Source organism: Sphingobium sp. SG1 (genome assembly GCF_057063145.1).
The window spans coordinates 444,923-466,452 of the sequence record NZ_JBVVOJ010000004.1 but is presented as its reverse complement, the minus strand read 5'-3'; the positions used below and the strand labels follow the sequence as shown (position 1 = coordinate 466,452).

Below are 21,530 nucleotides of genomic sequence, written 5' to 3'. Positions count from 1 at the left end.
TCGTGTGCAACGCTGCGCCCGGCCCTTGGAGGCGCTTCTCCGGCATCGCCGAGGACAATGCGCCAGCCTGCCCATCATCCGTCCCTGTCCGACCATCAGCGCACCGGCGATGACTCCATCGCCGCGACCGCACCCGATCGCGCGTCCCGCCTGGCGGCGCATGGTGCCGCCTGATGCTGTTCGGCCAACTCCATTCCGATATCTTCGCGCTGTTCGCCGGGTCGAACCGCTTTCTCTACGAGCGCGTGCTGATCGGCCTCTATGAAGGCTTCTACCGGTCCGACCTGCATTTCCCGACCCAGGGTGAGGTCGTCCAGCTGATCTATACGCTGCTGGGCGACAATGCGGAGCTGTGGCGCGAGGATGAAAGCCCGGTGGTGCTGGACAAGCTGGCCGCGCGACCGGGCCGCCGCGTGCGCCGGCGCAAGCTGGAAGCCGCCGACGCGCAGGCGACCAGCGCGGCGATGATGCGCGCCCGGCATATCTACAACCGACTGCAGGCGACCGGCTGGATCGAGGAAAGCCGCTATGGCCTGAAGGTCACGGTCGACATGCCGGCCGGCGCCATGCGCCTGGCCGAATTTCTCTGCAGCCTGCGCGAAGGCCTGTCCGACCAGCTTGGCGGCCTTGTCATCCAGGTGAAGAACGAGCTGGAAGCGCTGCAGCGCAACGCGCGGGAAAATGCCCCTGGCCTGCACAAGGCGGCGCGCGACGCCGCCAGCTTCGGCCGCTATCTGCGCAGCGTGCTGAGCGCGCTGCGCGACATCGACAAGCGGGTGGTGGAAAGCGACAGCGTCGGCCGCCGATTGCGCCATTATTTCGAGGATTTCGTCGAGAAGCTGCTGCTGCAGGATTATGCGGCCATCTCGACCACCTCCCACCCCTATCGCTTCCGCCATCGCATCTTCACCGCGCTCGACGCGATCGAGGATTCGATCGCCGACGTCGCCGCCATCGCCGAAGCCTATCATGAGGCCCGGCTGGCGCCCGATCCGTCCGCCGCCCGTGATCTGGTCTATGACGACCTGCACAAGGTGCGGCGCGTGTTCGACCAGATCGAGGAGGCTTTCGAGCGCATCCAGCAGCATCGCAGCCGGCTGGAAACGCGGCTGCGCAACACCGTCCGCTATGCCGGACGCCGCGGCAACAGCTTTCTCCAGCGCAGCGAGCCGATGCTGCTGCGACTTGATCGGCTGCTCGCCCGCACGGATGGGCAGGATATGGCGCCGTCCATGTCCGGCCTGCTGGAACCACGCCGGTCCTACTGGTCCCCCGCCCTGCTCGCCCGGCCGCGCACCTATCGTTCGACGGTTTCGGGCGGCCTGCTGGTCCTGCCGCCGCCCGATCCCCTGCGCGAATGGCGCAAGCGGCTGGACCGGGACTATCTGGCCCGCCTTGCCGTCACGCCCGAACAGGTCAGCCGCTTCCTCGAACGGCGCGTGGCGCCCTTTGGATCGGGCGAGGCCAGCCGCTTCGCGATCGAGACGGTCGATGATTTCCTCACGCTCGAAGCGCTGCGCCTGTCCGTGCTGGCCGCCGATGCCGACGGCCGGGGCAATGCCATCGCCAACCATCTGGCGCCCCATTTCCGCTTCTCGGTCGATACCGGATCGACCATCGACAATGACTGGCTGCGCTGCGCGGGCTTCACCGTCTCGCGCATCGGCGACGCCGTGACCCCAGAGATACAAGATGCTCAGTGAATTTCAGACCCTGGAGGCGCGCGATCCGCGCCGGATGCACCGCGTGACCCAGGCGATCAGCCAGTTGCTGCGCCATCAGTTCCTGCATGTGCAGGATCGCGGCTCATCCGCCCTGCTCGAAGTCCTGCTCCGCCCCGATGTCGAGCGACTGGTGGCCGATTATTTCGAAGTCGCGGGCTATCGGTTGGTGGTGCGCGAAAGCGAGGGCTGGGCCGGCATCCTGCCCGACACCGAACAGATCGGCCATCCGCGCATGCGGATCGACGAGACGCTGGTGCTGCTGCTGTTCCGTCGATTGTGGGAAGAAGGCATCCAGGAAGGCGATGTCGAACGCTATGGCAGCGTGATGGTGACGCTCAACGCCGCCTATGACGCCTATCAGGACATGGTCGCCCGCGCCCGCCGCGCGACGCTGGGCATCAACGAGTTCAAGGCACTGGTCACCGCGCTCGACCGCCGGGCGATCGTCCATATGGGCGCCATCGACGAAGAGCTGGAGGACATGCCGATCACCATCCGCGCACTGATCGCCACCGTCGCGGGCGAGGAGTTCATGGCCCATCTCGAACAATTGCTGGCCGGCGGCGACTATCAGGAAAGCGAGACGGAGGAGCCCGTCATCGACCTGGATGACGCCGACGAGGAGGAGGTCGCATGATGCAGCTTGCCCATATCGCACTGGTGCAATGGCATCTGTTCGGTCGCGAGGACCTGGCCGTCGGCGGCGACACTGCCGTGCTGGGCCAGAACCGCTCCGGCAAGTCGACGCTGATCGACCTCATCCAGGCGGTGATGACCGGCGGTTCGCGGCGCTGGTATCAGTTCAATCGTTCCGCTGGCGAAACCGGCAGCCGCAAGTCGGAACGCACGCTGCGCGGCTATTGCCTCGGCCAGCTCAACGAACATGAATTTCTGCGCCAGGAATCCGTCACCCACATCGTGCTGACGTTCGACGATCCCGACGGCGTGCGCCCGCCGGTGAGCGTGGGCCTGTGCGTCGAGGCATCCGCGATCGAGGATGCACAGGTGGTCGGCCGCTATATCGCGCCCGGCGTGCGAGTGGATACCGACCTGCTGATCGAGCATCTGGATGGCGGGCAGCAGCGCTCGGCGCCCTGGAGCCTGGTGCGGGAACGGCTGGAGCAGGCCTGCGCAGCGGCCGGCACCCAGCTCATTCGCCCCGATGGCCCGCGCAACCATATCCGCGAATATATGCGCCAGCTGTTCACCGGCCGGCGCCACAGCGATCCGGATCGCTTCATCCGCGCCTTCGTCATGGCCCTGTCGTTCGAGGATATGCGCTCGGTCGAGGGCTTCGTGCATAATTTCCTGCTCGCCCGGAATGACATCGACATCGGCGAACTGCGCGAGGGCATCCAGCGCTATCGCGACATCCAGAAGGATGTGCATGAACTGGAACGGCGGCTCGACGCGCTGCGGGCGCTGGCCGAACTCGTGTCCCGCTTCGTCACCTTGCTGGAACGGGAGGATGTCGCCCGTGGCACCGCCCGCCTCGCCGCCATGATCGAGGCGGGGGCCGCGCTGATCGCCAATCTGCGCGAACGGCGCGACACGTTGGCGGAACTGGACGACATCCAGCACGACATCGGCCGCTGCGATGCGGAGATCGCGGCACTGGGCGATCGGCAGGACAGCCTGCTCGCCCAGTCCGTGGCGGAGGGCGCTGCCGGCAAGCGTGCCGTGGTCGCCAGCGAACTTAAGGCCGTGGACCTGGCCCGCACCGGCGTGGTGCAACGGCTCGAAGCCCGTTTCCGCGCGGCCGCGCTCGGCGCCAGCCTGCTCGACCATCGCGAGCGGCTCGCGCCCCTGAAGCTCGGCGCCCTGTTCCAGGCGCTGGAGGCCCTGCGGCAGCAGAGCGACGGGCTGGAGCCGCCGACATGGCCGCGCGATCCGTTGGCGATGGAGGAGCTGATCGCCACCGCCCGCCGCAGCGCCATCGATAGCGTCGCCAAGATCCAGGAACGGCGCGACCAGGCGATCGCCCAGCGGCGCGGCCTGCAGGACGAGCTGGCCGATCTGGTCGCGCGCCGCGACAAGGCGCGCGCCGGCCAGGTGAGCCTGGACGATCGCACCGTCCGGCTGATGGCCGCGCTGGAGCGAGAGAATATGCGTCCGCGCACGCTCTGCCAGGTGGCCGAAATCGTCGATCCACAATGGCGCGAAGCGGCCGAGGCCCTGCTTGGGCGCGACCGCGAGGCGATTCTGGTCGATCCCGAACATGCGTCCCGCGCGGTCGAGATCGTGCGCGCCAACCGCGACGGCTTCCGCGGATGCCGGGTCATCAACAGCCGCCGCCTCGCCGAACAGCCGCCCGGCTTCGACACCGATTCCCTCGCCACCGTCTTTGCCAGCGACGACCCGCTGGCGATCGCCTTCCTGCGCTTCCGCACGGGTCAGGTGCGCCTCGCCGGCACCCAGGCGGAATTGCTGGCCGGCGGCCGCGCGATCATGCGCGATGGCGCCTATAATAGCGGCATCGTGGTCGAGGTGCTGCGCACCCGCGACCTCAAGATCGGCCGGGCCGCAGCCCCGCTGATGGAGGCCGAACTGCTCGCCCGGATCGAGGATCGGCAGGCGCTGATCGCCGTCCATGCCGAAACCGAGCGGTTCCACGACGATATTCATCGCAAGCTGCTGCCGCTGATGGCCGATGTCGATCCGGCCGACCGGCTCGACCTGCTGGTCGCCGCGATCGACCAGCATGAGGAAAGCCGCACCGAATTGCAGCACCGGCTCGACAAGATCGCGATGACGGTCGATCCGGCAATCCAGCACAATCTGGACAAGGTGAAGCTGCAACTGCGCAGCGCCACCGAGGAAAAGGAAGAACTGATCGGCCGGCGCGGCCAGCTTGGTCAGGCCAGGATCGAAATCCAGCGGCGGCTGGATGCGGGCGATGCCCAGCCCGGCTCCTGGCTCTGCCTGCGCTCGCGGCGCGCCCTGTTCAAGGACCGGGTGCGCTCATCGGCCAGCCTTTCGATCCTGCGCGAGGCCTATCGCCAGCAGCGCGGACGCCCCCTGCCCCGACTGGTGCAGGAGATGATGAAGCGCGCGGACGAGGCCCGCGACGCCTATCAGGCGTTGCAGGGCGAAATTCGCGAGACGCTGGGCCATTACCGCGCCGATTTCGACAATAGCGCCCCCATTGCCCTGCCCGGCGCGATCGCGACCGAGGTGAAGCCCTGGCTCGCCGCCAATATCGCGGCGTTGGAGGAAAATGAGCTGATCCAGTATCGGCGCCAGGCCGACGAAGCCGCCGAACAGATCGGCCAGCTGTTCCGCACCGCCTTCATCCATGAACTGAACGCCCGCTTCAACGATCTGCGTTCGGAGCTGGACAACCTCACCCGCGCGCTGCGGATGCGGCCGCTCCATGGCGAGATCTACACGCTCCATGCCCGTCCCAAGGAGGAGTTTGCCGCGCTCCACCGGCTGGCGCGCGAGAGCGAGCATGACGAACTGACCTTCGACGCCCTCTTTGGCCGGGCCGCCCCGCGCGACGCCGAACATGCCCAGGCGCTGGCGGAGGTCGAACGGCTGCTCAGCGACGAGTCCCTCGATTTCTCGGCCTATCAGGATTACCGCAACTATTTCACCTTCGACCTGCGCATGGAGGATGTGAACAAGGGGCGCACCACCAGCTATGACAAGCGCAAGGGCACGGCGAGCGGCGCGGAGCGGCAGGTGCCCTATTATGTGGTGATCGGCGCGGCGCTGGCCAGCATCTATCATGGCGCGCGCCGGCAATATGAGCGGGCGGATCTGGGCCTGGGCCTTGCCGTGTTCGACGAGGCGTTCAGCAAGATGGACGGCCCCAACCAGCGCACCCTGCTCGAATTTTACGACGATATCGGGCTGCAGGTGGTGATCGCCGCCCCATCGGAAAAGCGCGCCGTCGTCTATGAAAATCTCGACAGCGTGATCGACGTGTTCCGCCATGGCGACAATGCCAGCGCCGAAGCCGTCCGCATCAAGCCCCACGCCCGCACCCAGATGCGCGCCGCCAACCCGCAGCATCTGGACGATGCCGCGCTGGCCGAACGGCTCGACCTCTTCGCGCTCGACAGCGCGGAATAGGACAAGGCGGCTTCAGGGGCGCCGTCCTGCGCCCCTGAAGCCGCCATTAGATCAGGGGCGGGTTGCCGCCACGCGGATCACGCCCACGCCCTTGACCGTCTCGATCTTCGTGCCGAACGGCGCGGACAGGCGCTGCAGCCGTTCCAGGATGCGCGCGCCCACGGTGGCATCGGCCAGGTGCGACACGCCCTTGCCCGCGCCCGTCGCGTTGACGCCCAGGTCGACGGGATAGAGGCGGATTTCACTCAGTTGGCCATCCTTGTAATGGCTGACCGCGATCACCGTTTCATAGAGGTTGGGATCGCCAAATTCTTTCGCGCCGCGCGCCTGCAGCAGTTCTGGCGCGGTGACGCTGCCCGGCGTGATGCCGAACTGGTCGTACATGTCGGCCGGCAGGTCATCCAGGCTGTTGTTCATCATCGCGAAGTTGCCGAGCGAATAGAAGATCGGCTTGCCCTTGTAGATCTCGATCCCGCGCAGCTGGTGCGGGCCATGGCCGACATAGGCGTCGGCGCCGGCATCGATCGCCTGATGGGCCAGACCCTGGGCGAAATTGGCGGGCGTCTGGCTGGCATTGCCAGGCTCATGATTGTGCAGCGAGAAGACGGCGAAATTGCCATTCTGCTTGGCCTGGCGCACGGCCAGCATGTTAGCGGCGACATCCCTGGCGTTGAGATCATATTCGATCGTCATCGGCGCGGTCGGGGTTGTCGTCGTCCGATATTCGCGGCCCTTCATCTTGACCGGCGCCCCCGCCTTGGTGCCCGCCAGCCGGGCGATCGTCGCCAGATCGGTGTCGGACACCAGGCCGACCTCGACGCTGCGGATGGTGTTGGCGCCGCCACGGCCGGGCACCTGGCCCAGCGGATCGGAGGCCGGCGTCATCGGCGTGAAGCTGGTGGTGGCCGACACCAGCCCGACGCGGCCATGCGGCCCGTCATAATAGGCCGGAGCGCGGGCCGCAGTCATCGAACGGCCGGTGCCGGCATGGACGATATGCGCGCCGTCGAGCAGCGCCAGCGTGTCATACAGCCCCTCCACGCCCCAGTCGGTGGCATGGTTGTTGGCATGGCCGACAATGTCGATGCCCATCTTCGCCACATCGGCCGGGACGGCGGGATCGGCCAGCATCCAGGTGCCGCCCGACTCCGCCTGGGGCGAGCCCTTGAAGGTCTTGAGGTCGAGCGCGGTCGTCTCGAAATTGCCGAAGGTCACGTCCGCGCCGCGCAGGATGCGCAGCATGTCGGGCGACTGCTGCTCGATCGTCGCCAGCATCGGACGCAGATAGATGAGGTCGCCCACCGCCGCGAAGCTGAAATCACCGGCGATCGGGCTGGTCGGCACGCGGCTGGTCGACAGCTGGCCGCCGCTTTCCTCTTCCTCGGCATGGGCCGCGATCGGCGCAGTCAGCATCAGCGCGGCGCCGGCCAGCGACAGGCTGCGCACTGCGCGGCGGCGAAGAATCTTGGACAGCATCAACGGACTTCCCCTTTGTAACTTTGTGTCGGGGATAGCCGGTCGGGCTGACATGAACCTGTCGCCGGGACAGGCTTTTCTGTTCGGCGGCGCTATTCGGCGCGAAACGCGATGGTGACGCACAGCCCCCGGCCGCTCCGTCCGTCGGCCAGGCTGATCTGCGCGCCCATTCGGTCGGCGAGCGCGCGGGCGATCGGCAGGCCAAGGCCGGTGCCCGGCGTCGCGCTGTTGCCCGGCATGCGGTAGAAACGGTCCCACACCTTTTCGCGCTGCGCCTCGGGAATGCCCGGACCATCATCGTCGATATCGACCATCGCCTGCCCGTCACGGCGATAGAGATAAACGGTCACCGCGCCGCCCGGCCGGTTGTAGCGGATCGCATTGTCTAGCAGGTTGCCGATCAGTTCCGCCGCCAGCCCCGGCCGGCCGACCGCCATGGCCGGACCGACCATCGCCTTGTCATAGCCGATCTCGATATCGGCCGGCGCCTGGGCGGCGCGATCGGCAATCACGTCCGCGGCGACTTCGGACAAGTCGAACGGGCCCATGCGCATGTCGCCATCCTCCTCGCTGCGGGCGAGCGCGATCAGCTGGCGCAGCAATTGCTCCAGGCTGTCGATGGCGTGGGGAATATCCTGCAACGCCGCCTTGCCCTGCGGCGATGCCGCGCCATAGCGATCGAGCACGTCAAGATGGACCCGCGCCACGGCAAGCGGCGTGCGCATCTGGTGCGAGGCGTTGGAGGTGAACTGCCGCAGCGAATTGGTCGCCCGCTCCAGCCGCGCCATCAGCCCGTTGAAGGCCGCGACGAACGGCTTGATCTCGACCGGCGTAGCTTCCGCCATTTCCATGCGGAAGGCCGGCGACGCCTCGCGCCGGGCGGCCTCCACCTGCCCCGTCAGGTCAGACAGCGGCCGCAGTCCCCAGCGGATCGCCCACCAGAAGAGTAGCCCGGTGACCAGCAGCACCGCGACGCCGACCAGCAGCACCTGGCGCAGGAACAGCCGTTCATAGGCGGACCGATCATCCAGATAGTCGGCAATCTGGATCGCGATCAGCCTGTCATCGCCATAGGCGCGGCGCATCTCCGTCGCGATCCGCACCGGCTTGCCGTGCAGCGTGCCGCTGCGCAGATAGGCCGCCTGGGTGACATAATGGGCGTCCGCCGGATCGAGATAGCCGCGCACCAGCAGCGTCTTGCGATAGGCATTCTTGAAGGTCGCGGGCGGATGGCGATCGGTCACGCCGTCCCAGTCCGCGCGATAGTCGGCAGGCGGCTTCAGGCTTGGATCGCCGGCGACCAGCGTGGTGCCGCGATAGACGCTGTAATGGACCACCGGCCGGGCGCGGCGCTGGAGCAGGTGGATGACCAGCGGCACCAGCCGCTTCTGGTCGGCCGGCGGGCTGTTATAGGCAAGGCTGAGCGTGCGGACCGACCCCACCAGCACGCGGTCGACCGTGTCCGCCTCGGTATTGTGATTGACCAGTGCGGTGATGACGGAAAAGACCAGCACCAGCGCCGTCAGCGGCATCATCACCGCGCCCGTCAGGCGCAGCCGCAGCGAGGAAGACAATCTGCGCATATGTGTGGCGGTCGATCAGTCCGGCGCTCAAGCCGCTTCGATCATATAGCCCAGACCGCGGATCGTGCGGATCGACGGGCCTGACGGCTGCAACTTGCGGCGCAGGCGGCCGACATAGACCTCCAGCGCATTGGGCGTGACGGCATCGTCGAAGTTGAACACCTCGGCCGACAGCCTTTCCTTGGCCACCACCTTGCCCGGCCGGCCCATCAGCGTCTCCAGCACCGCCAGTTCGCGTCGGCGCAGGTCGATCATGCTGCCTTCCAGATAGACGGTGCGGCTGGACCGGTCGAAGGTCAGCGTGCCGATGCGCAGCACCGGATCGAGCGTGCCCTGGCTGCGTCGCACCAGCGCGCGAACCCGCGATTCCAGCTCGCGCGGGTCGAACGGCTTGGCCATATAATCGTCGGCCCCGCGATCCAGACCATTGATCCGGTCGTCGATCATGTCACGTGCGGTCAGGATGATGATCGGCGTCCGCGCGCCGCGCGCGCGCAGCCGGCTCAGCACTTCCAGGCCGTCCAGATCGGGCAGGCCCAGGTCCAGGATGATCGCGCTATAGGGTTCCTGATCGGCCAGCCGCAGCGCATCCTCGCCGCTGGTCAATATGTCGACGGCAAAGCCCGCGCCTTCAAGCGAGGCCATGATCCCCCGCGCCAGACGCTCATCATCTTCCACCAGCAACAAACGCATTACAGCACTCCTACCGATCCCGGCAGGCACCCTCGATCGACATTAAATTGCGATACGCATCCACAGCAGGAATGCAAATACCAAATAAAAAGCCCTTATCTTGCCGTTGATTGCAAGATCGGCCGCCTCACCCCTCTCTGTGTCAGGTTCGTGACAGCGACTCCGGTTAGGACTCGCCAGGAAAGACGGACGACGACGGATTTTCCGCCGTACGCGCCGCCAGAAAAAACAGATCGCAGCGCGGCAAGAGCGCTTCGGGCGCACCGTTCGGGCGCAAAAAGGGGAAAATAGATATGACGACCGTTCGGTCCTCGCTCGCGGGGGCGCTCATCTGCATGGCTGCGGCACTGCCCGCTGCCGCCATGGCGCAATCGGCCAGCCCGGCCCCGGCTGATGCCGCGTCGCTCCCTCGCCTCGACGCGCTGTTCGCGCGCTGGAACAGCAAGACCGCCCCCGGCTGCGCCGTCGCCGTCTCGCGCAATGGCCAGGCGATCGCCACCCGCGCCTATGGCATGGCCAGCCTGGAACTGGGCGTCCCCCTTACCACGGACAGCATCTTCGAGGCCGGATCGGACTCCAAGCAGTTCACCGCCGCCGCGACCCTGATGCTGGCCCATGCCGGCAAGCTGTCGCTGGACGATGACATCCGCAAGGTCGTGCCGGAAATGCCCGATTACGGCACCCCGGTCACGATCCGCCACCTGCTGCACCACACCAGCGGCCTGCGCGACTGGGGTTCGGTCGCCGCGATCGAGGGCTGGCCGCGCAACAGCCGCACCGCCGACAATCAGGACATGCTGAACATCGTCGCGCGCCAGAAGGAACTGAACTTCGCGCCCGGCAGCCATTATCTCTACAGCAACAGCAACTATAATTTGCTCGCCATCATCGTCGCGCGGGTCAGCGGCCAGTCGCTCGCCGACTTCACCCAGGATCATATCTTCAAGCCGCTGGGCATGACCCACACACGCTGGCGCGACGACCATGGCGATGTCGTGCCCGGCCGCACCGGCGCCTATGAATTCGACGATGGCGTCTATCGCAACGACCAGGTGATCGAGGACGCCTATGGCAATGGCGGCCTGCTGACGACGGTCGGCGATCTGGTGAAGTGGCAGGCGGCGCTCGACGCCGACACGTTCGGCACCGGCTTCACCGCCGAAATGCAGACGCCGACCAAGCTCAATGACGGCACGCCGATCGCCTATGCGCTGGCGCTGGTGAATCTCGACCATCATGGCCAGCAGGAAGTCAGCCACAGCGGTTCGACCGGCGGCTATCGCGCCTGGATGGCCCGCTATCCGCAGCAGAAGCTCGCCGTGTCGCTGCTCTGCAATAGCGGCAATGCCGATACGCCGGTGCTGGGCCGCGATGTCGCCGACATCTTCCTGCCCGCCTACAAGGCCAAGACCTATACCCCCAAGGGGCCGCTGCCCTCGGGCACCTATGCCGACGGCATGACCGGCTTCCCGGTCCGCTTCGACAGCGACGACAAGGGCAATCTGCGCGCAGACGGCCGGGTGCTGACCCCGGTGGGTCCGGGCCGCTGGGCGCAACGCGAGGATATCTTCGCCTTTGGCAAGACCGGCCTGACGCTGGAACATCGCGAGGGCGAGAAGATCGCCTATCGCAAGGTCGATGCCGTCACCGCCTTTGACGCCAAGCCCTATGTCGGCCGTTTCTGCGGCGTCGACACCTTCGCCTGCCTCAGCTTCAAGCAGCAGGGCGACACGCTGACCTATAGCGGCCCGCGCTGGTACAACACGCCGCTCAGGCCCGCCTATGCCGACGTCTTCACCGGCGAAGCCGCGCCGGGCGCCGGCCGCATCACCGTCAAGTTCGAACGCGACGCATCGGGCGCGGTCACCGCGCTGCGCTTTGGCGAAGGGCGTGCCTACGACGTCGCCTTCCGCCGCGTCGCCGACTGATTTTCAGCCATCACACAAGAGCCGCTCGGGTCGCGGCCACAACAAAGCAAGAGCAAAAGGGGACTATTGGAAATGCGTATTGAAGACACTGGATTTCGCCGCCTGCTGATGGCGGGCAGCGCCGGGGCCGCTCTGGTCCTGTCGCTCGCCACGGCGCAGGTCGCCATGGCACAGGACAGCACGCCCGCCGCCGACGATGACGCCGGTTCGATCGTCGTCACCGGTTCGCGCATCGACCGCAAGGGCTTCGACGCGCCGACCCCGACCACCGTCGTGGGCGAAAGCGAACTGCGCCAGGGCGCCCGCCCCAGCATCGCGCAGGTGCTGAACGACCTGCCGCAGTTCCGCGCGACCCAGTCGCCGGCCAGCACCGTCGCCAACACCAACTCCTCCTCGTCGGCGATGGACCTTCGTGGCCTCGGCGTCACCCGCACCCTGACCCTGCTCAACAACCGCCGCTTCACCGGCTCGTCGGACCTCAACACCGTGCCGCAGGGCCTGGTGAAGCGGGTCGAGATCGTCACCGGCGGCGCCAGCGCAGCCTGGGGCTCGGGCGCGATCGGCGGCGTCGTCAACATCATGCTGGACGATGATCTGGAGGGCCTGACCATCGGCGCGCAGAACGGCGTGTCGTCGCGTGGCGACGGCTATCGCTACAGCTTCGACGGCACCTTCGGCACCCACTTCGCCGACGGTCGCGGCCACTTCATGATCGGCGCCGAATATCAGAATGACGAGGGCATTCTCGACCGCAATTCGCGCAAGAATGTCGGCAGCGCCAACCTCTTCTCGCCGACCACCGGCGACCATGACTATATCCTGGTGCGCGACGTCAACAGCTCGACCACCAGCCTCGGCGGCCTGATCACCTCGGGCACGCTCAAGGGCCAGACCTTCAATTCGGACGGCACGCTGCGCGCCTTCCAGTACGGCAGCCAGATCAGCGGTTCGACCATGGTCGGCGGCGAAGGCGTGGCCACCAACGACGAATATGCGCTGACCAACCCCTATCAGCGCGTCAACAGCTATGCCCGCGCCAGCTTTGAAGTGGGCGACGCCACCTTCTGGGCGGACGGCAGCTACAGCCGCATCTGGGCCAAATATCCCTTCTATGCGGAAAATGGCACCTACACCCTGTCGGCCAGCAACCCCTATCTGTCGCAGTCGATCCGCGATCAACTCGCCGCCGCTGGCGAGACCAGCATCAAGGTCGGCCGCTTCTTCGAGGATTATGGCTATCGCACCTTCGGCTATTATCGCCAGAATGTGGAAGGCGCGATCGGCGTCGATGGCAGCTTCGCGGACGGCAAATGGCGCTATTCGGCCTATTACAGCCATGGCGAAAACCGCAACATGCAGAGCTATGACAACCAGATCACCGGCGCGAATCTGACCGCCGCGCTGGATGCCGTGACCGACAGCAGCGGCAACATCGTCTGCCGCACCGCGCTCACCGATCCGACGACCGCCTGCCGCCCGCTCAACATCCTGGGCGAAGGCGCCGCCAGCCAGGACGCGATCGACTATGTGTTCGGCAATGTCGCCCGCGTCGTCTACACCACCAAGCTCGACAGCGCCGGCGCCAGCCTGCGCGGCGATCCCTTCTCCACCTGGGCCGGCCCGGTTTCGGTCGCCTTCGGTGCGGAAGCCCGCTGGGAAGAGCAGGTCACCAACAGCCTCGACGCCACCTCGGCCGCCAAGGGCTTCAGCCGCTTCAACTTCTCGCCGCTCGACGGTGGTTTCAACGTCCAGGAAGCGTTCGGCGAAGTCGCCATCCCGCTGCTCGACCAGCCGTTCAGCAAGCTCGATGTCAACGGCGCGGCCCGCTACAGCCGCTACAGCACCAGCGGCGGCATCTGGTCGTGGAAGCTGGGCGTGACCGATCGCATCTTCGACAATCTGCTGCTGCGCGTGTCGCGGTCGCGTGACATCCGCTCGGGCAGCCTGGCGGAACTCTACACCACCACCACGACCAGCTTCACCACGGTCGCGGAAAATGGCAGCACCTACTCGATCACCCGCTATGGCGGCGGCAATGCGAACCTGAAGCCCGAAATCGGCAGCACGCTGACCGCCGGCGCGGTGTTCACGCCGACCTTCCTGCCGGGCTTCAACCTGTCGGTCGACTATTACAACATCAAGCTCAAGGACGCGATCACCTCGCTGGGTGCGCAGGACGTCATCAGCGGTTGCGCCAACGGCAATACCGACCTGTGCAGCCAGATCGTGCGGGACAGCTCGGGTGCCCCGACCACCATCTACACCACCTATATCAACCTGGCCGAATACAAGACCGCCGGCGTGGATATCGAGGCCAGCTACACCCTGCCGCTGAGCAAGGTGAGCGGCGGCCTGGGCGGCACGATGCGCTTCCGGGGCCTCGCCACCTATGTCGACAAGGTGCTGATCAACGACGGCATGACCAGCGTCGACCGCGCCGGTGACGTGGGCGACAATGTCAGCTTCGGCACGCCGCACTGGCGCGCCACCGGGTCGATCAACTACAGCAGCCAGGACGTCTCGGTCGACGCCCGCGTCCGCTATGTCGGCGGCGGCAAGTTCAACCATGCGCTGGACATCGCCAACAACGACATCGCCGCCCGCGTCTATGTCGACCTCGGCGCCCAGGTGAATGTCGACAAGTTCACCCTGTTCGCCAACGTCAACAACCTGTTCGACCGCGATCCGCCGCTGACCACCTATGGCGCGATCCACTATGACACGATCGGCCGTTACATGACGGTCGGTGCCAAGGTTCGCTTCTGATCCCTGGCTGACCGATGTGCGCGGGCAACCCCTTGCCCCCTGCCCGCGCACATTGAAAACCCGCCTTCGAACGACCGGCACCCATGCGGCGGGCTTTCATGCGCCGCCCCGCTGGGCTAGCACGCGCTATCCATCCGGTGCAGGATCATGGACGTTCGATGCTCACGGTTCGACAGATAGAAATTTTCCGCGCCGTCATGATTACCAAGACGGTCAGCGGCGCCGCGCGGATGCTCGGCACGTCCCAGCCCGGCCTCAGCCGGATGCTCGGCCATATGGAGGACAGGCTGCAGTTCCGCCTGTTCGACCGCACCCGCGGCCGACTGGTGCCGACCCAGGAAGCCGGCGTGCTGTTCGAGGAGATCGAGCGCATCTACAAGGGCTTCGACGATCTTGCCCATGTCATCCGCCGACTGGCCAAGGGGGAAGACAAGACCTTTCGCGTCGGCGCATCGCCCTCGCTCGGCCATTCGATCCTGCCCCAGATGCTGGCCCGCCTCAGCGCCAATTATCCCGGCCTCACCATCCAGTTCGACATTCTCTCGGTCGAGCAGGCGATCGATTATCTCGCGCTCCAGCGCGGCGAATATGCGCTGACCGTCTTTCCGATCAACCATCCCAACATCCTGTCCAGCCGGATCGGCGCCGGGCGCATGGTCTGCGCCGTGCCCAGCCATCATCCGCTGGCGGATCGCGACCGGATCGGCGTGGCGGACCTTGCCGGCGCACAATTGCAATCCTTCCGCCCCGACACCCCCCATGGCCGGATCATCGCCGACATGTTTGCCCGCGCCGGGCAGGAGCCGGACGTTTCCACCTATATCCGCTTCGCCGAAACCGCCGTCGCCTTCGTCGCCAACGGCATGGGCGTGGCGCTGGTCGACAGCTTCACCGCGATGCAGCCCCATGCCGACACCGTCCGCTTCCTGGAATTTGAAGACCCCGGCGTGCTTCCGGTCTATATCAACCGCAATATGGAATCGCCGCGCGCCATCATCGGCGAAACCTTCGAGGAGATTGCCCGCAGTGCGATGCTCGCCCTGCCGCGCCCGCCAAAGCCATAACATAGCGATATAGCGAAGCGCATCTGGAGCGGTGGAAATTACCTATTGAATGGATGAGGCATAGCCATCCGCAGAATAGAAGCCGACAGGCCACCGGACAAGCAAGGCAAGGGCGCAGGGCGCCGCGAGAGGATGAAAGGCGTTATTCGAAATGGCCAGCTATTCCGCCACCGGCAGCGTGTCCGTGCGGCCCTATGTGACCGTTGACGGCCAGGCTGCGCCCGTCGCATCGGACAGCCTATGGACCGCGCGTCAGATACTGGTCGTCGCCATCTGCTTCATCCTCAACATGCTCGACGGCATGGACGTGCTGATCCTGTCCTATATCGCCCCCGCCCTGTCGACCGACTGGCAGGTGACACCCGAGAGGCTGGGCGTGGTGTTCAGCGCCGGGCTGGCCGGCATGGCCGCCGGCGGCCTGCTGATCGCGCCGATGGCCGACAAGTTCGGCCGCCGCAAGCTGATCCTCGCGTCGCTGGTGATGATGGCCGGCGCCATGTTCGGCTCCGCCATGGCCGCCAATATCGGCGAACTGATCGTCAGCCGCTTCATCGTCGGCATCGGCATCGGCACAGTGCTGGCCAGCATGGCGGCGCTGACCGCCGAATATGCCCCGCCCCGGCACCGCACCTTCGCGGTCGGCTTCCTCCAGGCCGGCTATCCGGTCGGCGCCACCATCACCGGCTTCGTCGTCGCCAACCTGCTGCCCATTTACGGCTGGCAGGCGATGCTGCTGGGCGCGGCGATCCTCTGCACCCTGTCCCTGCCCTTCGTCTGGCTGTTGCTGCCCGAAAGCATCGACTTCCTGCTCAGCCGCCAGCCCAAAGGCGCGCTGGAAAAGGCCAACCGCCTGCTCCGCTCGATGGGCCAGCCGGCGGTCGATACGCTGCCCGCCAGGAAGGTGCATGAAGCCAACAAGGCCGGCGTGCGCGGCCTGCTGACCGATGGCCGCGCGACCGGCACCATCCTGCTGTGGATGGCCACCATCTCGGGCTTCATGACGCTCTATTTCGTCATCAGCTGGATTCCCAAGCTGGCGGTCGAGGCCGGCCTGCCGGCCAAGGACGCCATCTATGCCGGCGCCATCTACAATATCGGTGCCTTTGTCGGCGTGACCCTGATCGGCATCGCCGGCACCCATTTCGACCTGCGCCGTCTGATTCTGGGCTATATGTCGGCCGCAGCCGTCACGCTGGTGCTGTTCGGATCGGTCGCCATGCCATTGGTCGCGACGCTCGCCACCGCCTTCCTGATCGGCGTCTTCGTCCAGGGCGGCTTCAACGGCTGCTACCCGCTCGCCGCCAGCCTCTATCCGCCTGAAGCACGCGGCACCGGCATCGGCTGGGCCATGGGCGTCGGCCGGATCGGCGCGGTGATCGGGCCGATGCTGGGCGGCTTCCTGCTCGCGGCGAAAGTCTCATTGCCTGTCATCTTCGGTGTCTTCGCGGTGCCGGCCGTCATCGCGGGCATCTGCGCCGCGATGATCCGCCTGCCCAAGGCCGACTGACCGCCCCTCTTCCAAGGATAATGCCATGTTCCAGTCCCCCGCGCCCGTCGCGGATCGCCTCCGCGCGTCCATTCTCTGCGGCCTGATCGGCCAGGGCATCGCCGGATCGCGCAGCCCGCACATGCACGAGACGGAGGCAAAGGCGCTCGGCCTCACCCTCGTCTACCGAATTCTCGATGCCGATCGGATGGGCTATGGCGCGGACGACCTGCCCCGCCTGCTGCCGGTGCTGGGGGCGATGGGCTTTGACGGGATCAACGTCACCCATCCCTTCAAGCAGGCGGTCATCCCCTTGCTCGACAGCCTGTCCGACGCGGCGCGGGCATTGGGCGCGGTCAACACCATATTGTTCCGCAACGGCCGGGCGCATGGCGACAATACCGACTGGTCGGGCTATCGCGCCCATTTCCTCGCCGGCCTTGCCGATCGCCCGCGCGGCCGGATCGCGATGATCGGTGCGGGCGGCGCGGCGGCAGCGGTCGGCTATGCCCATCTCGAGCTTGGCGCGACGCATCTTGCCATCGTCGATCCGGCACAGGACCGAGCGGCGGCGCTGGCCGATCGGCTTGGCGCGCTCTTCCCGGCGGCGCGGGTGCAGGCCATGGCCCATGCGGCCGATGCCATCGCGGACGCCGATGGCGTGGTCCAGACCTCCCCGATCGGCATGCTCAGCCATCCCGGCCTGCCCTTCGATCCCGATCTGCTGACGCCCGATCAATGGGTGTCGGACATCATCTATTTCCCGCTGCACACCCCGTTGCTGGTGGCGGCGCAGGCCAAGGGCTGCGCCATACTGACCGGCGGCGGCATGGCGGTGATGCAGGCGGCCCATGCCTTCGCCCTGTTCACAGCGGTCGCACCGGACAGCAACCGCATGCTGGCGGACTTCGCCCGCGCGACCGATGCGGCTGTCGCGCCATGATCGCCGACAGCCCGCCCGCCATCGTCCTGCCCGTCCAGGTCGCCGAAGCGGTCAAACCCGCGCCGCAATTGCAAGGTCCGCCCGCCGGACCTCAGACGCCCCCACCCCCGCCACCGGCCGCGCCCCAGCCCGGCTGGCGCACACGGCTCAAGGACAGCGGCGTCAACCTCACCTTCTCCTATGTCTCCGAAAGCGCCGCATCGATCAGCGGCGGGCGCGATCAGGGCGCAGCCTATACCCAGCAATTGCTGGCATCGGCGGTCGTCGACACCGGCAAGGCGTTCGGCCTTTCAGGCGGGAAGATCATCGCGACGATCATCCATCGCAAGGGGCAGGATCTGACCGCCACCCGCATCGGCAATCTGTTCGAGGTGCAGGAACTGTTCGGCGGCGGGCAGGATCTGCGGCCGGCGGAACTGAGCTATGAGCAGCAATTGAATGGTGGCACGACCGCGCTCAAGATCGGCCTCTATCATACGGGCGACGATTTCGCGACCTTGCCCTCGGGCTGCCAGTTCCAGAATTTCGCCTTCTGCCCGCGCCCGACCACGCTCTTCTACAATAGCGGCTTTTCCGGCTTCCCGATCCCGCGCTGGGGCGTTCGCGCCCGGCAGGACATCGGCCATGGGCTGAGCATCAGCGTCGCCGCCTTCGAAGTGAACAGCATCCGCGCCCAGACCGGCAATGGCTGGCAACTGGCGCCGCGTTTCGACAGTGTCGTGCTGCCGGTCGAACTGGGCTGGAAATCGGGCCAGGGCGAGGGACAGTTGCCCGGTCTGGTCCGGGTCGGCGGTCTCATCGACACGACCGACAAGCCCGATGTCTATGCCGACGCCAATGGCGATTCCTACGCCCTGTCCGCCCTCGCCCCGGCCACCCGGCGCGAACGGTGGAGCGCCTGGGCCATGGCGGAAAAGATGATCGTCCGCTTCGGCCCCGGCGAACGCGGCCTGTCGCTGTTCGGCACCATGACCCTGTCCGACCGGGCGACCGCGCGCGTGCCCTTGTTCCTGAGCGGCGGCTTCGTCGCGCGCGGCCTGTGGGACAATCGGCCCAGGGACAATTTCGGCCTCGGCCTCGTCTATGCCAGGGTCAATCCGCGCATTGCCGATCGCCAGCGCGACCAGCAGATGCTGGGACAGGATGTCGATCCGCAGCGTTGGGAAGCGAGCGGCGAAATCTTCTATGGCTGGCAGGCGACCCGCGCATTGCTGCTGCGCCCCAACCTTCAATATATCCACCGCGTCGGGGCGACGAGCCGCTATCCCGATGCGGTGGTGGCCGGCATGACGATCAAGCTGATCCTCTGACCCCGCTCAATCGACCGGATTCTCGGCGCGGAACCGGTTCTGTGCGGCCAGCCGGACGCCGGCATTGGGTGCGCCATAGCCCGTATAGCCACTATCGCGCTGGACGAACTCGAAGAAGAACAGCTTGTCGAAGGCGCGGCTGTAAAGCTGCCAGAAGCCGTGACCATCGGCGTCCTCGTCATAGAGGATGCCCAGCGCCTGCATCCGCGCCACCAGCGCATCGTCAAAGCCGAAGCGCGCGGCGATGTCCGCATAATAATTGGCCGGGATGGTCAGCACCGCCGCGCCCTCATCCCACAATGCCTGCGCGGTCGCGAAGATATCGTCGGTCGCCAGCGCCACATGCTGATAGCCGCCGCCAATCCCCTGATCGAGGAAGCGGGACGACAGCGTCTCGCGCGCGTCCGACGCATTGAGCGTCACGCGGAAAGCGCCGTCGGGCGCCTGCAAGGCCTGGCTATGCACCAGTCCCGACGGATCGATCACATCCTGCGCCGCCTTGGCCTCCAGCCCGAACAGGGCACGCCAGTAAAGCTGCCAGGACAGGAATTCGTCATTATGGACGACGGCGGCGAGATGGTCGAAGCCATGGGCATGGACCGGCGCATCGGGCGCTGCCTCGATCGCCTGGAACTCCCGTGCCCACAGCCCTTCGACCTCATTATCGTCGATCAGATAGACCAGGCTGCCGCCGACCCCGCGCAGCGCCGGCATCGCCATCCGGCCGGGGCGCCCTTCCGCGCTATAGGCCTTGATCCCCAGCGCCGCCGCGCGCGCCTGCACTGCCACCTTGTCCTTCACCCGCACGCCGATCGCGCAGATGGACGATCCATGCGCCGCACGATAGGCGCTGGCAAAGCCCTTGGGCTCGGCATTGACGACCAGATTGACGCCGTCCTGGCGCCATCGCGTCACCTTCTTCTGGCGATGCTCGCCGGCAAGACTGAAGCCCAGTGTCGCCAGCGTGCGACCCAGCCGCGCGGAATCGGCGCTGGCGGTGGTGAATTCCACGAACTCGGCGCCCAGCACCGGCTCCGGCGCGGGCATGGTCGACGGGCGCCCCAACTGCCGCAGCGCCGCATCGCGCACATAGTCGAGCGAACGATGCCCGTCCTCCGCCACGAGCGTCGCCGCATTGGAGCGGAACCGGTCGTTGAAGATTTCCAGCGACAGTGGCCCGTCATAGCCAGTGGCCAATATCTCCGCGACGAAGCCGGCGACATCCAGCCCGCCCTGACCCGGCAGGTTGCGGAAATGGCGGCTCCAATAGAGCAGGTCCATATCAAGCAGCGGCGCATCGGCGAGTTGGACGAAGACGATCTTGTCGCCACGGATATCGCGGATGCTCTCGCTCGGAATCTTGCGCGACAGCGAATGAAAGCTGTCGAGGATGATGCCGATATGGGGATGGTCGACCTGCTCGACGATCGACCAGACATCGCGATGATCGAACACATGCCGGCCCCAGGCCAGCGCCTCATAGCCCACCAATAGGCCGCGCTTGGCCGCCCGCTCGCCCAGATCCCGGAAATCGTCGACGATCCGCTCCCGTTCGCCCAGAGAGGCGGGCGAGCAGTTGGAGCAGACCAGGATGCGATCGGTGCCCAGTTCGCCCATCAGGTCGAACTTGCGCTCGGCCCGGTCGAAGGCGCGCTGGCGCAGCGCGCCCGGCATCCCCTCGAAATCGCGGAAGGGCTGGTAGAGCATGCAGGCAAGGCCCAGATCGTCCAGCATGCGCCGCACGTCCCGCGGCGCCAGTTCCGACCCGATCAGGTCATTCTCGAATATCTCGACCCCGGCAAATCCGGCCGCCGCAGCGGCGCGCAATTTCTCTTCAAGCGTGCCGCGCAGCGAGACGGTGGCGATGGCGTTGGACATGGGGGATCTCCTTGAAGCCCCCTTATCTCACAGCCCGGCACCGCCATTTAACCGCTCAAGACCGACTATCCCATAGCATAGAGTTATAGGATTGCCGCCCGGATCAGGACGGGATCAGCCCCTTGCCCGCCAGCCGGCCGCGCTCGGCCGCGACCTGCGCCGCGGTCTGCTTGCCGCCGGCGCGCACCTTGGCGACCTCCGCCGCGGTGAAGGGCGCGGCGGGCTTGGCCGCCTTCTTGAGCGACACCGCATGATTGAGCACATCGGCAATATCCTGGTCGGACATGGTGCCCATGCCCGGCATCAGGCCGGTGATCTTCCTGTCGTCCACGGTGATCGGGCCGTAAATGCCATAGAGCAGCACCATGGCGAGATAGCGCCGCCCTTCCGGACTGGTCGCGATCTGCGCCACCCGGCCATTGAGGCGCGGGAACTGGCCCGGCAGGCCAGCGCCCGAGGGCTGATGGCACATGGAGCAGCGATTGGCGAAGGTCTGCGGACCGGTCGCCTGTGCCGCCCCCGGCAAACCAGCCGCCGCAACCGCCAGCAGAGAGAAAGTGACGCGCTTGATACCCTGAATCATCGCCTGAAATGTCCCCGCA

General features: G+C 66.4%; 14 protein-coding genes. 9 read left to right on the top strand and 5 right to left on the bottom strand.

Features of this window, described 5'->3' with window-relative positions:
• The first annotated feature begins 173 nt into the window (after positions 1–173).
• The 3 genes from AC0KVN_RS12670 to AC0KVN_RS12660 are packed head-to-tail and all read left to right on the top strand — an operon-like array spanning position 174 to position 5,801.
• Entirely contained in the window at positions 174–1,703 is a 1,530-nt protein-coding gene (locus AC0KVN_RS12670) for a Wadjet anti-phage system protein JetA family protein (protein ID WP_435567988.1), read from the top strand.
• Positions 1,693–2,361: a DUF4194 domain-containing protein gene (locus AC0KVN_RS12665; protein WP_435567989.1), complete on the top strand. Its 669-nt coding sequence runs from the start codon at positions 1,693–1,695 to the stop codon at positions 2,359–2,361. The genes AC0KVN_RS12670 and AC0KVN_RS12665 overlap by 11 nt, the downstream gene beginning before the upstream one ends.
• The gene (locus AC0KVN_RS12660) at positions 2,358–5,801 is read left to right on the top strand and encodes an SbcC/MukB-like Walker B domain-containing protein (RefSeq protein ID WP_483656131.1); all 3,444 of its coding nucleotides are present in this window, start codon (positions 2,358–2,360) and stop codon (positions 5,799–5,801) included. The genes AC0KVN_RS12665 and AC0KVN_RS12660 overlap by 4 nt, the downstream gene beginning before the upstream one ends.
• A 51-nt stretch (positions 5,802–5,852) precedes the next feature.
• Here AC0KVN_RS12660 and AC0KVN_RS12655 read toward each other — a convergent pair whose 3' ends face one another.
• The 3 genes from AC0KVN_RS12655 to AC0KVN_RS12645 all read right to left on the bottom strand — a co-directional run bounded on the left by AC0KVN_RS12655 (position 5,853) and on the right by AC0KVN_RS12645 (position 9,553).
• Entirely contained in the window at positions 5,853–7,277 is a 1,425-nt protein-coding gene (locus AC0KVN_RS12655) for a CapA family protein (protein ID WP_435567991.1), read from the bottom strand.
• Positions 7,278–7,369: 92 nt separating this feature from the next.
• Positions 7,370–8,860 (bottom strand): sensor histidine kinase, encoded by a 1,491-nt coding sequence (locus AC0KVN_RS12650; protein ID WP_435567992.1) that lies wholly within the window; start codon positions 8,858–8,860, stop codon positions 7,370–7,372.
• A gap of 27 nt (positions 8,861–8,887) precedes the next feature.
• Entirely contained in the window at positions 8,888–9,553 is a 666-nt protein-coding gene (locus AC0KVN_RS12645; protein WP_010338501.1) for a response regulator, read from the bottom strand.
• A 293-nt stretch (positions 9,554–9,846) separates the two neighbouring features.
• Between AC0KVN_RS12645 and AC0KVN_RS12640 the strand changes: the two genes are divergently transcribed.
• The 6 genes from AC0KVN_RS12640 (at position 9,847) to AC0KVN_RS12615 (ending at position 19,050) form a co-directional block, all read left to right on the top strand.
• Positions 9,847–11,481, top strand: a complete 1,635-nt coding sequence (locus AC0KVN_RS12640) for a serine hydrolase domain-containing protein (protein ID WP_435567993.1) — start codon at positions 9,847–9,849, stop codon at positions 11,479–11,481.
• 72 nt (positions 11,482–11,553) lie between these two features.
• Complete coding sequence (locus AC0KVN_RS12635; RefSeq protein WP_434403433.1) at positions 11,554–14,247, top strand: TonB-dependent receptor domain-containing protein; 2,694 nt, start codon at positions 11,554–11,556, stop codon at positions 14,245–14,247.
• A gap of 158 nt (positions 14,248–14,405) precedes the next feature.
• The gene (locus tag AC0KVN_RS12630; RefSeq protein ID WP_435567994.1) at positions 14,406–15,311 is read left to right on the top strand and encodes a LysR family transcriptional regulator; all 906 of its coding nucleotides are present in this window, start codon (positions 14,406–14,408) and stop codon (positions 15,309–15,311) included.
• Positions 15,312–15,462: 151 nt separating this feature from the next.
• On the top strand, positions 15,463–16,818 hold the full coding sequence (locus AC0KVN_RS12625) for an MFS transporter (protein WP_435567995.1): 1,356 nt from the start codon (positions 15,463–15,465) through the stop codon (positions 16,816–16,818).
• 25 nt (positions 16,819–16,843) lie between these two features.
• Positions 16,844–17,740, top strand: a complete 897-nt coding sequence (locus AC0KVN_RS12620; protein WP_435567996.1) for a shikimate dehydrogenase — start codon at positions 16,844–16,846, stop codon at positions 17,738–17,740.
• A complete protein-coding gene (locus tag AC0KVN_RS12615) occupies positions 17,737–19,050 on the top strand; it encodes a carbohydrate porin (protein ID WP_435567997.1) in 1,314 nt (437 codons plus the stop codon). The genes AC0KVN_RS12620 and AC0KVN_RS12615 overlap by 4 nt, the downstream gene beginning before the upstream one ends.
• Positions 19,051–19,056: 6 nt before the next feature.
• Here the strand turns inward: AC0KVN_RS12615 and AC0KVN_RS12610 are convergent, their stop codons facing one another.
• Both AC0KVN_RS12610 and AC0KVN_RS12605 read right to left on the bottom strand, forming a co-directional pair.
• The gene (locus AC0KVN_RS12610; RefSeq protein ID WP_435567998.1) at positions 19,057–20,928 is read right to left on the bottom strand and encodes a bifunctional sugar phosphate isomerase/epimerase/4-hydroxyphenylpyruvate dioxygenase family protein; all 1,872 of its coding nucleotides are present in this window, start codon (positions 20,926–20,928) and stop codon (positions 19,057–19,059) included.
• 103 nt (positions 20,929–21,031) lie between these two features.
• Entirely contained in the window at positions 21,032–21,511 is a 480-nt protein-coding gene (locus tag AC0KVN_RS12605; RefSeq protein WP_037507609.1) for a c-type cytochrome, read from the bottom strand.
• Positions 21,512–21,530: the final 19 nt, after the last annotated feature.